This window comes from Corynebacterium casei LMG S-19264 (genome assembly GCF_000550785.1).
In the GTDB taxonomy this organism is placed as follows: domain Bacteria; phylum Actinomycetota; class Actinomycetes; order Mycobacteriales; family Mycobacteriaceae; genus Corynebacterium; species Corynebacterium casei.
Window position 1 is genome coordinate 2,001,846 of the sequence record NZ_CP004350.1, and the last position, 14,108, is coordinate 2,015,953.

Sequence of the window (14,108 nt, forward strand, 5' to 3'; positions counted from 1 at the left end):
GGACGCGGGGCTGGACAGTGGGCGGATGGGACAGCGGGCAGAAGCAGGTGCTTGCCGATGCCCTACTTTGTGGTGATCACTGAATTGGTCAGGCCGGATTCGCGCAGGCGCGCTTCGGCGCGACGCTTTTGCGGGCCGATGGTCGCTTCGGGGTCTTTGGCGGATTCGAGTCCGCCTCCGAGAACACCGAGACGGGTGCACAGCGAAGCTGCGGCAAGGCATCCCCCGGCAAAGACAGAAACCGCGCGGGACTTGGTCACGGACGCGAGCGCGGTGCCGACGCCGCCGGCGATAGCGAGGTATTCAGAAGCCTTCATGAGTTTGCCGGGCTTGCCCTCTTTGAGGTGCTTGACGTGCTCGGGTTCCATGTTGTCTTCCATGACGCGGACCATCGCGAGGTCAGCTGCGACGCCGGTCAGGGCGAGCGCGCGGGCAGGGCCGGCGTGCTCGAATGGCGTAGTGATCATGGCGGTACCGCCAGAGGCCAAGGATGCAGAAGCCACGAATACGTAGGGCAAGTGTTTCTTGGCGCCGTTCCAGGTGGGATTGGAGGTATCGGCGATCAGAACTGCGGTGTAGCCAGCCAAAGGGCCGCCGAGAACTGCGGAAACAATGCCGGCGGGACCAGCAGCTGTGTGCAGCACGCGGTGGACAACGTTTGGCAGCGGGACGACATTTTTGGTCATCTCAGCTGCCTCAGATGCGGCAGCTACAGCGGCTGCGCCGGAGAATCCGCCCAGCAGCCACGAGCCCATGTTCATCGGCGACGAAGCCTTGAACACGCGGAACATGTTGTAGAAACGCTCAGGACGGCCGAGGTCCAAAATGAGGAATCCGGAGCCGAGACCAGCAGCGATGATTGAGGTCAGACGCGTTGCGCGCAGCAGCGGTTTGTTCGAGGTTGCCTGCGCACCCGCGGCGAGCAGAGCAGAGCCGCCGCCGATGCCGCCGAGCCAGAAGTACACGCCAATCGGCCACTCCCATGGTGGAGCCTTAACCACGGGCTGGCCGTAGTAGTTGGCGAACTCAAAGTCCATGGCCATGCGCTCTTCGCGCGAGCCGTCCTGTGCGCCAGCGCCACGCTTTTTGCGCGGTCCGTTCCCCTTTTTCTTCTTTCCGCCACGGTAGCGACGTTCAGATCCGGGTGGGCGGTATTCGTCAAAATCTGGCATTTACTTCCCTCCTCTACCAACTAGGAACGAGGCCGCAACCGCAACGCCCATGGCTCCAACAGCCTTGGCAAAGGTCTTCGCCATCGCCGGCAGGTCCGCGGTGGGAACGCGTGGGTCAGGTGGAAGGCCATAGACCTCTGGGGAATCGAGAAGCAAGAAGATGGAGCCAGTGCCACCGACGCCGTCTTCACCGTTGGCGCCATAAAGGCGCGCCTCGGTTTGGCCTTGGCGGTGCAGCTCCGCCACGCGCTCTTGCGCGGCAGACAGCATGTTTTCATAGGTACCGAACTGGATAGAATCAGTCGGGCAGGTCTTGGAACAGGCTGGCTGCTCGCCCATTTTCAGGCGGTCGTAACACATGGTGCATTTTTGAGCCACGCCAAGATTCTTGATCGGCATGGTTTCACCGGGAGTGTGGTCGGGGCCTTGCGGGCGCAGCTGCTTAAGCTTCTTGAACACGTTAATACCAGCATGTTCAGGCACTTCTTGCGCTTCCACGTGGTTGGCCTTCAAAGACACGCCGCCGTCCTCGCGGCGCTCAATAACGCCAAAAGGACAGCCGGCAACACAGGTGCCGCAGCCGTTGCAGACATCATCTTGAACTACGACGGTGCCAAACTCAGTGCGGAACAAAGCACCGGTTGGGCAGACATCGAGGCAGCCAGCATTGGTGCAGTGTTTGCAGACATCGGAAGACATCAGCCAGCGGAAGGTATCGGTGTCAGGAGGGGTGGTGTCGGCGGGCGCGGCGGGAGCTGAGGCATCGGCAGGCGAAGTGCCAATCGTCGGCATGCCCAGGGAGACTAGCTTGGCGCCTTCCTCACGTGCTTTAGTGATGCGCTCATTGTCCTGCTCAATAAACGCCACGTGGCGCCAGGTATTCGCACCGAGCGCACCGGTGTTGTCGTAGGAATTGCCGGTCAGGTTGTAGCCTTCCACCGGGTTGCGATTCCACTCCTTGCAGGCAACTTCGCAGGCCTTGCAGCCGATGCATACCGAGGTATCGGTAAAAAAGGCCATGCGTTGATAATCGTCATAGCCGTGCGCGTGAGTGCTTTCGGTCAGCTGGTTCGTCGACGCCGCCATTAGTCTTCGCCTTCCTTGCCTTAATCCGATTCAGAATCTGGGACTTCGCCCATTGCTGAACCGTGGTGTGCAGATCCGTCAGCGGCGCCTTCTTCCCCACCTTCAGAGTGGATGTCACCGTCGAGGTTTCTGCGTAGTTCTTCTTCTTGGTCCGGTTTAAAAGCGACGCCAGGTGCGCTTGCCGATGCCTCCACCGGTTCCTTTTCCACCTTATTCGGAATGAACAGGTCGGTCGTGGAAGTACCTTCTAGCTGCTGCTCATCTGTATTGATGAGCTCATTGCCGGTATCCAGTGTCACCCCAGCACGCTTTTGGTATTCCTTGAGCATCTCCAAGCGAGCCTTGCCGCGTGGGCGACGGCCCGCCTTGATTTCACACGCACCAACCTTGGAGTTCTGAATGAACACATTCGGTTCCAAGGTCAGACCAAGCAGGTCATTAGCACCATCGCCAGTTACTGGCGATGAACTGGACTGGCCATAGTGGAACGGCAAACCAATTTGGTGGAAATCTTCCCCGTTGATGGTCATTGGTTCCACGCGTTCTGTCACCAGCACGCGAGCCTCAATCACACCGCGTGGCGAGATGATTGTTGCCCAGCCGCCGTTTTCCAGCCCGCGCTTTTCAGCCAAGACTGGGTCGACCTCCACGAAGAGATCTGGTTGAAGCTCCGCCAAGTACGGCAACCGTCGGCTCATCGCACCCGAGGTGTACATTTCTGTCAAACGATAAGTAGAGAAGACCACTGGGTAAACCTCAGAGCCAGGCTCACCGGCCATCGGCTTAGACATATTGTCCGGGCGCTTGATGGTCAGACGCGTTGGCGATTGCTGCTGGCTGTACAAAATATTGCGTGCCGGCGACTCGTGCGGTTCGTAGTGGGTTGGCAGGGGACCATCGGAAAGCCCCTTGGGTGCGAACAACCAACCACGACCATCTGCCTGCATGATGAAGGCATCCGTGCCGTCGAGTGCGGCCGGACCTGTGGCATCGACCGGCGCACGATGCGACGGATCGAGATTGACCGGGAAGTCTGGCACGTCATTGCCCGTCCAGCGGCCTGCCTCAGCATCCCACCAGATGTACTTCTTGCGCTCTGACCACGGCGTTCCATCAGGTGCCGCCGATGCACGGTTGTACAACATCCGGCGGTTCGATGGCCATGCCCAACCCCACTCCAGAGCAACCTCATTTTGTGAGGAGCCCGAAACCTTGCGGGCGGACTGGTTGATATTGTCTTTGAACACGCCAGAGTAAATCCAGCAGCCACCGGAAGTGGAGCCGTCTGTCTTCATCTCCGTAAAGCCAGGCAGCAGCTGGCCCTTCTTTGGCCCGTCCAGGTAGTAACCGTTGATTTCGCGCAGCACGTCTTCGGGATCGGGCTCGCCATGCTCGGTTTCTTCATAATCCCATGTCACAGCCAACAAAGACGCGTCACGAGGATCGGTCGAATCCGCGAGCTTTTCGCGAATACGCTTGCCCAACTGGTAGAAGAACCACAGGTCAGACTTTGCGTCTCCTGGCGGATTGGTGGCCTGGAAACGCCACTGCAGCATGCGCTGAGTCTGAGTAAAGGTACCAGCCTTTTCCACGTGCGTTGCCGCAGGCAGGAGGAATACCTCAGTGCCGATGTCCTCGGTCTTGAGCTCACCAGTCTTAATCTCCGGCGAGTCATACCAGAACGATGCCGTCTCAATCTCCTGGAAGTCACGAACAACCAGCCACTTCAGCGCTGCCAAGCCGCGGCGCTGCATGCCGCCGTTGGACTGCGCGACAGCTGGGTTTTGGCCGAAGACGATATAGCCTTCGACAATGCCGTCGAGCATGCCCATCAAGGTTTCATAGGTGGAATGCGCGCCGTTGATGCGCGGCATGTAATTCCAGCCCCAGTCATTGTCCTCGGTGGCATTGTCGCCCCAGTAGGACTTCATCAAAGACACTGCGTAATTCTCACGCAGACCCCAGAAGCCCTTCTGGTCAGCCTTGGCCGTTGCATCCAGGAAGTCATTCCAGGTGGTGTGGTCTGCATGGGGCATCGGCAAGTAGCCCGGCAAGTTGTTAAACAGCGTCGGGATATCAGTCGAGCCTTGGATGGATGCGTGTCCACGCAGCGCCATGATGCCCGAGCCCGGACGTCCGACGTTGCCCATCAGCAGCTGCAAAATCGCGGCAGTGCGGATGAACTGTGCACCGAGCGTGTGCTGAGTGAATCCAAGTGCGTAGGCAAAGACTGTGGTGCGCTCCGGATTGGAATTCTGCGCGATCGACTCCGCGAGATAGTAGAAGTCATCCTGGGAAATACCGCAGGTTTCCTCCACTACTTCTGGGGTGTAGCGCGAGTAGTGGCGCTTGAGAATCTGGAAGACCGTGTTCGGGTCCTGCAGCGTCTCATCACGCTCTACATTCCAGGAAGCACCCTCTGGCTTTTGCACATACTGCCACGAGTCAGTCACGTACTTGCCGGTCTCTGGGTTGTAGCCAGAGAACAGACCATCGAGGTCTTCGGTGTCTAGGAAGTCCGGAGAAATGATCGACGCAGCATTCGTGTAATTAACCACGTAGTCGTGGAAGTACAGGTCATTGTCAATCATGTACTTGATCAATGCGCCCAGCAGCACCACGTCGGTACCACCGCGAATAGCAACGTGACGGTTCGCGAACGCCGAGGTACGCGTGTAGCGCGGGTCGACGTGGATTACGCGGGCACCACGCTTCTTGGCTTCAACAACCCACTGGAAACCCACTGGGTGGCACTCGGCCATGTTGGAGCCTTGAATCAGAATGCAGTCAGCATTCGCCATATCCTGCAGTGGCTGAGTTGCGCCACCGCGGCCAAACGAGGATCCCAAACTGGGAACCGTGGCGGAGTGTCATATGCGGGCCTGATTCTCAACCTGGACTGCGCCAGCTGCGGTAAACAGCTTCTTGATAATGTAGTTTTCCTCATTATCCAAGGTCGCGCCGCCCAGTCCTGCCACACCCATGGTGCGGTTGAGAACTCGGCCTTCATCATCAAAGTCCTGCCATTGGTTGCGGCGGGACTCAATAAAGCGGTCCGCAATCATATCCATTGCGGTTTCAACATCGAGCTCTTCCCACTCGGTGGCGTGAGGAGCTCGGTATTTAATCTTGGTCAGGCGAGTCGCTGAGTTCACCAGCTGCTCGGATGCTGCACCCTTCGGGCACAAACGGCCACGGGATACTGGAGAGTCCGGATCGCCTTCAATATGGACAACTCGGTCGTCTTTGACATAGACGCGCTGGGAACAACCCACAGCGCAGTAGGGGCAGACCGACTGGACTACTTTGTCGGCCTCAACAGTACGTCCGTGCATGTCACGGGACTTGGAGGATTGGGTGGATTTATCCCGGCCAAACAAGTCGCCGCGCTGCATCTGGCGCACAACGGGCCAATTCAGCGGACTCAACTTTGACATAGCCCTAAGAGTACCGCATGAAAGTATTTTTTACACGTTAAATACGCACATATGGTCCGAAAGATGTAACACGGAAAACTAGCCCCGACGTGGCCGTATCACATGTTGACAACCTGCAAGCTCAGGTACTTCTCCGCGCCTTCGCCTTCCACCATGGCGGGGATGAAATCAGCTGGTTTGGGGTGGTCCGGTAGCGCTTCAAGGTAGACCTTGTGCTGCTCTGGGGAGCGCACGCCGGCTTGGATATCATCCTCAGACACCAGCAGGCGGTGGGTGGGGTTGGCACTCCCCGAAATTAGGAGCCGGTCCGCTTTCCAAGGTTGCTCGCTCAGGTCGCGGTGGGTCCAGGGATTGTCAGTATCGCGGATGGCATCCACCACAGCTTCGCCGGTGATGCGGTGGTCAATGTGGTTGATGCCCCAGCTTGCCCTGAATTCAAAGTTGATAACGGCCACGGTGTCAGGTTTGAACTCACGGATTTCTTTCGCCACAGCTTTTCGCACCTCCAGGCCATATTCCATCTCACCGTCGGGAAAATTCAGGATGGTCAGATGCTCGACGCCGACTTCCGCGCAGGCGGAGCGTTGTTCATCGGCACGCAAGGTTTTAGTCTTTGCTGGCTCCATGTCGCAAATACCAGCTTCGCCGGCAGTCAGCAACAAGTATCCAACTTCCTTGCCCGCGGCGGTGAAGTTGTTGACAGCCACGGACAGACCATACTCAGCATCATCAGGGTGAGCAACAACTACCAGCACGCGTTCGATTTCTTCAGGTTTCAGCAGCTCACGTTCCATACCCGTCCATCATGCTAAAGGTTGCGGCTTTACGCTTTGCTTGCCGATGCCCCCTCTCCCCTCTCACCTGTTGGAATGTTCCGTGCAACACATGACGTTGTGCTGTTATGAATTTAAAGCTAAAGTGAAGCGGTCAAATAAACTGGTCTGTCTATTTCGATCAAACAAGGCAGTCTAGAAACTTACGAAAGGTACTGAGCATGTCTGATACTTCAACTCGCTCGGAAGCAACCAATAACAAGCGCTTCGGCCTGCCCAAGTGGGCGACCGGATTCGGCGCCCAAGTCTTCGCCGGCCTGATTATTGGTCTGATTTTAGGTTTCATCGCATCCGGCATGAGCTTGCAGTGGCTCTCGGACTTGCTTAGCGGTGTCGGCAACGCCTACGTGCAGCTGCTGCGCGTGATGGTTCCGCCGCTGATCTTCGCAGCGGTTGTCACTTCCGTGGCAAACCTGCGCAAGGTTGCCAACGCGGCAGCGCTCGCGGTATCCACGCTGGTGTGGTTCGCGATTACTGCATTCCTGTCCGTCCTCGTGGGTATCGCGGTCGCGCTTATTATGCGCCCCGGTGTTAACTCCACGGTCGATCCATCATCTGCCGCCGATCCATCCCGCGTTGGTTCCTGGACTGGGTTTATCCAATCAATCGTGCCGGATAACTTTATCGGCCTGTCTGCATCGACAAGCGACGATGGCGTCTCTTTGTCTTTTGCTGCCCTGCAGCTACTGGTTATCTCCCTGGCCATCGGTATCGCTGCGGTTAAGGCCGGCGAAGCTGCCGACCCATTCCTGCGCTTTACCGAATCCTTCCTCAAGGTCATCCAGGTCATCCTGTGGTGGATCATCCGCCTGGCACCAATCGGTACCGCCGCGCTCATCGGTAAGGCTGTTGCAACCTACGGCTGGGATGCGCTCGGCTCCTTGGGCAAGTTCGTGCTCGCCATCTACGTCGGCCTCGCACTGGTACTCGCAGTTGTCTACCCAGCAGTAATGAAGTTCAACGGCATCAACACCATCGAGTTCTACAAGCGCGTCTGGCCAGTATTCTCCCTCGGCTTTGTTACCCGCTCCTCCATGGGCGTCATGCCAGTCACCCAACGCGTCACCGAACGCTACATGGGCGTACCAGGCGAATACGCATCCTTTGCCATCCCACTGGGCGCGACCACCAAGATGGACGGCTGTGCCTCCATCTACCCTGCTATCGCCGCAATCTTCGTTGCACAGTTCTACGACATCGACCTGACGCTGACCCACTACCTGCTGATCATCTTCGTCTCCGTCATCGGCTCCGCCGCAACCGCAGGCACCACCGGCGCAACCGTCATGCTGACCCTGACCCTGTCCACCCTGGGTCTGCCACTGGCTGGCGTTGGCCTGCTGCTCGCCGTCGAGCCAATCATCGACATGGGCCGCACCGCAGTCAACGTCACCGGCCAGTCCCTGGCTGCGACCATCGTGGCTAAGCGCGCAAAGATCCTGGACCAGGATGTTTGGGACGCTGGCGCCAAAGGCATCGAAGCAGCCGTCTCCCCTTCCCACAAGAAGGAAGACGCTGAGGTCAAGGCTTAACGCTTACTGACCCGTACTTCCGCGGCCCGCACCTGATTTTCTCGGTGCGGGCCGCTTTTTGCTACCTTCTCCGCTGCCCCTTCCCGCGCCTCGTCCCGCCCGATGTGCGCTTCGCGCTCACCGGGGAAAGCCAACTCGCCAGGCGCAGGACTTCGGTGAGCGCGAAGGGGACGCGGCCATTTCAAGGAGGTATGCGGTGACCGCGGGCGCAGCTTGGAGTGAGGGATCTGTATGTCAAGGAAAGCGTTGAAAAGCAAAAAGAAAAAAGGAAAGTGCCCCGTGAGAACACGGAGCACTACAGAAAAGCTTTTAGAAGCGCGGGCGCTTCCTCGTCGGGCGGCTACTTCTGGTTAAGGCCTTCGACGCCGTCGTCGTCGACCCCACCAGTGTTTGCTTGGAGGTCGTCTTCTTCGGAATTTGGAACCTGCTCGACGCGGATTTCTTCGTGGGTTACTGGTACTTCAACAGTCTGAGTCTCAGTAACAACGTACTTGCGCAGGCGGGTCTCGCCAGCGGGGACGCCGGACTGTGTGCTGGCCACTTCTGAAGTGTCGGTTGTGCCCGCGTTTTCGGTGACCTCGGTGGAACCTACCGCTGCGGTCTCGGCGGCAGTGTTGCCAGGGATGTCGGTGGTGTGGGTGGAGGAAGCACCGGCATCGTACTCGCGAACATTATCGGAGAAGTCTGGATGTGGGCGCTCATTATCGGATGAGAAATCTGGATTGTTGGCGGCAGCGCCAGCAACACCGGCTCCTGCCACGCCCGCACCAGCAGCACCTGCGCCGGCAACACCCGCGCCCGCATCAGTGTCAGTGGCACCAGCGTCACCGTGACTATAAGTATCAGTGTCGGTGGTGGTTCCTGGGCGCTCGCCGCCGGTGTAGCCCTCCACGTGGGAGGCGCCGGAAATGCCGTAGTGATCGTAGATTTCGGTCTGCTGGTCTGGGGTTAGTGGCTTGTCAGTATCGAAATCGGGGGCGTCTTTAATGCGGTCCTTGGGGAAGGCAAGGGTCAGATTGTTGCCGTCGATGGAATGGCCACGCAGTGGCACAAGCGAGTTGCCCATGCCGAAAAGGCCGTGGTTGACGTCCACGAAGGTTGGCTGGCCGGAGTCGTCGTCGACGAAGACTTCGTTGACATCGCCAAGCTTGTCGCCGTTGTTGTCGTATGCGGTTGCGGAGAGCAGGTCTTGAACATTCTTAGACATTGAAAAGACTATCCTTTCCTCGATGTGAGGTAGATTGTTTCTTCTTTCGCTGTCGCACTCCCCATCGACCCTGCTAGGGCATTAATTCCTATCATCGGAGCGCTAGAATCCAGGCTAAGCAAATTCTTTGGCTTGTGCCGAAATGTTTGCCGGTTTGCGCATCGAAAAGCAGCAAAGCGCCTGTACAGAACTGCAATTACAAGTTGGTAAAGATGGCATTGATGTTTGGCACGCGCGGTAGTTGGGTGCACAATGGCGGGTATGAAGTTTGCGCAGCGTCGTCCCTCGCCCATGAATGGTGTCAAGCCGAGCAAGCAAGATTTGGAGCAGTTTCGCCTGGCACCGGTGGATGACATCGTTCCGGCAGCGGATGAGACGCAGCGTTTGCGCATGCTGATTGTGGGGGTAAATCCAACTCCGTGGACGGCGGCGGTCAATGCGCCGTTTGCGCATCCAGCAAATAGGTTTTGGCCATCGCTGCAGCGTGGCGGAATTATGAGCCAGCTTGTCGATGCCTCCGCGGGTCTTCCCGACTCCGCCCTTCAAGAGTTTGCGGACAAGCGTATTGGGCTGACCAATTTTGTGTCAGAGCTGGCCACCGCGCGGGCGAGTGAGCTCACGAAGGAGCAGCTACGTGAGGGTGCGGCTCGGATCGTGAAGATGGTTTCCCGACTGCGCCCGGAAGCGGTGGCGGTTACGGGAATTACGGCTTATCGGGATGCGTTTGGTCTGCGCAAGGCGAAGTTGGGTTTGCAGGATCCGGCGCTGGTGGAGGTTCCAGCCGGGTGGCCGCGCGATGTGCAGTTGTGGGTAGTTCCGCAGCCCAGCGGCATTAATGCGCACGAGAATATCGATTCGCTGGGCGCCAAGTGGGCTGCGGTGTGGAATGCCACGGAGCCCGAAGCACACTAGCGCCTAATGCAGATTGCCAAGCAGCGAATCGCCCGTAGGTTCGTCAGGTTCGTCCGCGATGAGGGCTCCAAGCGCGGCGGTGATGCCGGCAACCAGGTCATCGAGAGGCACGGCAGGTTGCTGGTGTTGCTCCGGTATATAAGGAACATGGATAAATCCAGCGAGAATATCTAAGTCAGAGGACGCGAGATAATCCAGCACCGAATACATCAGGAAATTACAGACAAACGTGCCGGCGGTGGTGGAAAGCTCCGCCGGAATGTTGTGTGCACGGATGGCTTGCACCATGGATTTCACCGGCAGCGTGGCAAAGTAGGCGGTGGGCCCGGCGGGATTAATGGGGGCATCTACAAGCAACGCTCCCGCGTTGTCCGCGATTGGTGCGTCGATGAGGTTAATCGCGACGCGCTCGGGCGTAATCGCGTGGCGACCGCCGGCTTGGCCGAGGCAGACAACGGCGTCGGGCATATGCTTGTCGATGTTCTGCCGCGCCACCTTTGCTGCCAGCGCAAACTCGGTGGGAATCTCGGACGTAATGATGTGCGTATCGCCAATATTGTGGGGCAGGCGGCGCGCGATTTCGAGCGAAGGATTGATGTCTTCGCCGCCGAAAGCATCAAAAGCTGTGACAAGGATTGTGCGGACCATGTCTCTACCCTAGGGGAACTAAACCTTACGCAGCGTTAATTGGGCTGATAGTTTGTACTGTGGAATTTGTTTAGCGCCGAATAGACCGGAGTTTTAAATGAGCAAAAAGTCCCTCAGTCCAATTCTTGCCACGGCGGCGGTTGTTGCGCTGAGCGCGACGCTTGCGCCGGTGGCAACCGCCCAAAGCTCGATGTCTTCTCTGTTTTCTGGAAGCTCCTCTGGATCTTCGAGTAGTTCCGGAAACAATGGCGGTGGCGGAAATGGCCACGCTCAGGAAGTCTCCCCCGGCATTGATACCACCTTGATTGGGGATCTGCTGGGGCCCGAGCTTTCGGAAGAAATCGGCCTGTTGGTCGGCGACTTGGGCGTTATGGCGCAATTTGGTGAGGGCGAGGAGATTGCCATCATCTTCGGTGATTCTTGGCGCGGCAACAAGCTGGGCAATGGTGACTGGATCCGTATCCCTGGTGTTGTGGGCGTGAAGCAAAATGGCCGCATCAAGATTTTGCGCCCGCTCAATGAAGGCGATATCGCACAAGAGCTGGTGGATATCCCCGAAGACGGCATCTTGACGGTTATTCCGTCGGACATCATCAACATTGATGGCACTTTGTACATGCAGGGAATGCGTGTGCGTGGGATTGGCAACGTGCTGCAGACTCATATTTGGCGTTCGACGGACAATGGCCAGAACTGGGACCGAATTGGAACTGCCAAGCCAGGCTTCAACTCTGGGATGACCAACCTGATTTCCTGGGCAGAAGGTCCGGATGGATACATTTATCAAGCTTCGACGCAGTTCCAGCGCAAAGATGATGTCTACTTGCAGCGCTTTAAGCCAGAAGACATCGCAAATTATGGCAAGTGGGAGTATTTCCAGCGGGATACTGGTCAGTGGACGGGAAAGATTGGCAAGCCAATCTTGTCCACCGATGTGCGCGCGGGTGAGCTAAACCTGCGCTACATCGAGGGCCACTGGGTCTTGGCGATGTTTAATGAGCAGCGCATGGCAATTGAGGTGCGAATCTCTAGAGAAATCGACACCGATTGGAATGCGATTAAACCTGCCGATGTCGTGGTGTCCGGTCCCTGGAACCAGACCCAGGACGAAAATAACTTCTCACAGCTCTATGGCGCCTACATTGTTCCAGGCTCCACACTGGGCCACATGGACTTGGTAGTTTCCCAGTGGAAGACCAGCGATGACTCCCGCTATAACTCCACGCAGTTCAACGTTAAGGGCTTGGATAAGTTCTTCGGCGTGACGCCGCAAACCAACACGATGCTGCGGATGGCGCCGCAGATGGATGAATCCGCGCGCGGAAACCAGGATGTCATCGAGGTATCGGAGGCTCCAAACACCGAGCTACAACAGCAGTCCGCAGCCACCCAGGGTGAGTCAGTTGAGACACTCCCTGAAGACATCACGGTTGTGCCTTTGCGTTAATACCTGGCCTGTGAATCCTAGGCTTCGAAACCTAGACAGTAGCTCTACGCCACGCAGAAATAAATCCTCTTGGGACGAACAAAATTTGTTCACCAAGAGGTTTTTGCGTTTTCTAGGAAGGGTGACGCGGTGCGCACCTTGCCTAAAGAAGACTATTTCTTCACTACCTGACTTGGCTCACGTTTCGGTGTTGTCACGTCATCTAAGTCCGTGACCTGCGGGGCTTCGGCGGAATTCGGCGAGAAACCGTACTAAACAGTCAGTCCTGGACCGGTAGACTCCTGAACATGCAGCCCAGGATCCGCACCGTGACCACCGCCTCCGGGGCTACTGCGGTGCAGATCATCTACTCCTACGCTGGTGGTGCGACCTCGATGGAACACCTCGGCTCAGCCCACACCGACGCCGAACTTGCCGCGCTGAAGGCCGAAGCCGCCCGACGACTCCAGGGCAACCAGCTCGAACTCGGCCTGGACCTCGACGTCACCGATATCCCAGCAGTCCGTGGGACAGGCACCGAAGAGCAACCGTGGGAGGTCACCGCACAACGCTCCGGCTACCTGCTCGACGCGATCGACACCGCCTATAGGGCAATCGGCCTGGACGTTGCTGCCGACAATGATGACGTGTTCGCTGGCCTGGTCACCGCCCGGATCCTGCAGCCAGGCTCGAAGTACGACTCCATCCGTGTGCTGGCCGAAGCCGGAGCAACCTCGGCGAGTTACTCGACGATTAAGCGCCGACTGCCTCGCTACGCCACTGACGAGTTCCGCGACGCGGTCACCGCCGTGTGCGCTGATCATGCGGGCATCGGGCCGACGTCACTGGTGCTCTACGACGTAACCACCCTCTACTGGGAAGCTGACGAAGGTGACGGGTTCCGTGAGCCCGGGTTCAGTAAGGAGCGCCGGATTGATCCGCAGATCACCGTCGGCATGCTCACTGACGTGAACGGGTTCCCACTGCGCATCCAGGCTTTTGAAGGGAACAGGGCGGAAACGAAGACGTTCCTTCCCTCGGTGGAAGCGTTCATGGACACCTACGACCTGCATGACGTCACCGTCGTCGCCGACGCCGGGATGATCAGTGAGGCCAACCGGCGGGACCTGGACGCCGCCGGCCTGTCATATGTCCTGGGTGGCAAGACCAGGGAGTTGCCGTACCCGATCTGGAAGTGGCGCAACGACCATCCCGGGGTCGAGTACACCCACGATCAGATCTGGGTCAGCCGGGATCCCGGCGACCCGGCCAAGGGGATCCGACCGTCACGGACGATCTACCACTACTCCGCCGACCGAGCCCGCCGGACCGTCAAGGGGATTGACGAGTCACTGCGCAAGGCCCGCAACATCGCAGAAGGAAAGACCCCGGTCAAGCGCAACCGGTACGTGAAAATGGGAAAGACGACCAAGGAAGTCAACCTCGAACTCGCTTCCCAGCACCGCGAGCTGGCAGGGATCAAAGCCTACGTGACCAGCAGGTTGGATGAGGATCCGATGGTGATCATCGGCTACTACCGGCGGTTGTTTCAGATTGAGCGGTCATTCCGGATGGCGAAGTCGGATCTGAAGGCCCGACCGATCTTCCACACGCTCAAGCAGTCGATTGATGCTCACCTGACGGTGGTGATGGCGGCGTTGGCGGTGGGTCGTTGGCTGGAGTCGGCATCGGGGTGGTCGTTGAAGAAACTGGTGCAGACGCTGCGTGGTTACCGGGAGATGCGGATCAATGTCGGCGGGCACGAGGCGGTCGCGGCAGTGCCGCTACCGCCGGAGTTAGTAGAAATCGTGAGCGATATTCGGCGCCGTGCCGTGGGAACACCGTACTAATCTGA

The 14,108-nt window shown here is 58.1% G+C and carries 9 protein-coding genes and 1 pseudogene; 4 read left to right on the forward strand and 6 right to left on the reverse strand.

The window, feature by feature from the left end; translation table 11 throughout:
• Window positions 1-62: 62 nt before the first annotated feature.
• The 4 genes and pseudogenes from nrfD to CCASEI_RS09150 form a co-directional block, all read right to left on the reverse strand.
• The gene (gene nrfD / locus CCASEI_RS09130) at window positions 63-1,172 is read right to left on the reverse strand and encodes an NrfD/PsrC family molybdoenzyme membrane anchor subunit (protein WP_025387779.1); all 1,110 of its coding nucleotides are present in this window, start codon (window positions 1,170-1,172) and stop codon (window positions 63-65) included.
• A complete protein-coding gene (locus tag CCASEI_RS09135; RefSeq protein ID WP_025387780.1) occupies window positions 1,173-2,258 on the reverse strand; it encodes a 4Fe-4S dicluster domain-containing protein in 1,086 nt (361 codons plus the stop codon).
• Between the two features lie 260 nt (window positions 2,259-2,518).
• Window positions 2,519-5,695: pseudogene (fdnG, locus tag CCASEI_RS09140) on the reverse strand (formate dehydrogenase-N subunit alpha); the annotation flags it as partial.
• 98 nt (window positions 5,696-5,793) lie between these two features.
• Window positions 5,794-6,489: a PIG-L deacetylase family protein gene (locus tag CCASEI_RS09150; protein WP_025387781.1), complete on the reverse strand. Its 696-nt coding sequence runs from the start codon at window positions 6,487-6,489 to the stop codon at window positions 5,794-5,796.
• Between the two features lie 200 nt (window positions 6,490-6,689).
• On the opposite strand from CCASEI_RS09150, the gene CCASEI_RS09155 reads away from it, so the two are divergent.
• A complete protein-coding gene (locus tag CCASEI_RS09155; RefSeq protein WP_006822867.1) occupies window positions 6,690-8,060 on the forward strand; it encodes a dicarboxylate/amino acid:cation symporter in 1,371 nt (456 codons plus the stop codon).
• 340 nt (window positions 8,061-8,400) lie between these two features.
• Here the strand turns inward: CCASEI_RS09155 and CCASEI_RS15470 are convergent, their stop codons facing one another.
• Window positions 8,401-9,267, reverse strand: coding sequence for a PRC and DUF2382 domain-containing protein (locus CCASEI_RS15470; protein WP_025387783.1), 867 nt, complete (start codon window positions 9,265-9,267; stop codon window positions 8,401-8,403).
• 261 nt (window positions 9,268-9,528) lie between these two features.
• Here CCASEI_RS15470 and CCASEI_RS09170 point away from each other — a divergent pair, with 261 nt between their 5' ends.
• Window positions 9,529-10,179, forward strand: coding sequence for a mismatch-specific DNA-glycosylase (locus CCASEI_RS09170; RefSeq protein WP_025387784.1), 651 nt, complete (start codon window positions 9,529-9,531; stop codon window positions 10,177-10,179).
• A gap of 3 nt (window positions 10,180-10,182) precedes the next feature.
• Here the strand turns inward: CCASEI_RS09170 and pcp are convergent, their stop codons facing one another.
• A complete protein-coding gene (gene pcp / locus CCASEI_RS09175; RefSeq protein ID WP_025387785.1) occupies window positions 10,183-10,827 on the reverse strand; it encodes a pyroglutamyl-peptidase I in 645 nt (214 codons plus the stop codon).
• Window positions 10,828-11,128: 301 nt separating this feature from the next.
• Between pcp and CCASEI_RS09180 the strand changes: the two genes are divergently transcribed.
• Together CCASEI_RS09180 and CCASEI_RS09185 are read left to right on the forward strand one after the other, a co-directional pair.
• Window positions 11,129-12,274 (forward strand): DUF4185 domain-containing protein, encoded by a 1,146-nt coding sequence (locus CCASEI_RS09180; RefSeq protein ID WP_025387786.1) that lies wholly within the window; start codon window positions 11,129-11,131, stop codon window positions 12,272-12,274.
• Between the two features lie 287 nt (window positions 12,275-12,561).
• The gene (locus CCASEI_RS09185; RefSeq protein WP_025387019.1) at window positions 12,562-14,103 is read left to right on the forward strand and encodes an IS1634 family transposase; all 1,542 of its coding nucleotides are present in this window, start codon (window positions 12,562-12,564) and stop codon (window positions 14,101-14,103) included.
• Window positions 14,104-14,108: the final 5 nt, after the last annotated feature.

Bases quoted from the DNA above. Each gene is read 5' to 3' on its own strand.
- CCASEI_RS09155 (WP_006822867.1), top strand. From the start codon at position 6,690: ATGTCTGATACTTCAACTCGCTCGGAAGCAACCAATAACAAGCGCTTC.
- pcp (WP_025387785.1), bottom strand. From the start codon at position 10,827: ATGGTCCGCACAATCCTTGTCACAGCTTTTGATGCTTTCGGCGGCGAA.
- CCASEI_RS09185 (WP_025387019.1), top strand. From the start codon at position 12,562: ATGCAGCCCAGGATCCGCACCGTGACCACCGCCTCCGGGGCTACTGCG.
- CCASEI_RS15470 (WP_025387783.1), bottom strand. From the start codon at position 9,267: ATGTCTAAGAATGTTCAAGACCTGCTCTCCGCAACCGCATACGACAAC.
- CCASEI_RS09135 (WP_025387780.1), bottom strand. From the start codon at position 2,258: ATGGCGGCGTCGACGAACCAGCTGACCGAAAGCACTCACGCGCACGGC.
- CCASEI_RS09170 (WP_025387784.1), top strand. From the start codon at position 9,529: ATGAAGTTTGCGCAGCGTCGTCCCTCGCCCATGAATGGTGTCAAGCCG.
- nrfD (WP_025387779.1), bottom strand. From the start codon at position 1,172: ATGCCAGATTTTGACGAATACCGCCCACCCGGATCTGAACGTCGCTAC.
- CCASEI_RS09150 (WP_025387781.1), bottom strand. From the start codon at position 6,489: ATGGAACGTGAGCTGCTGAAACCTGAAGAAATCGAACGCGTGCTGGTA.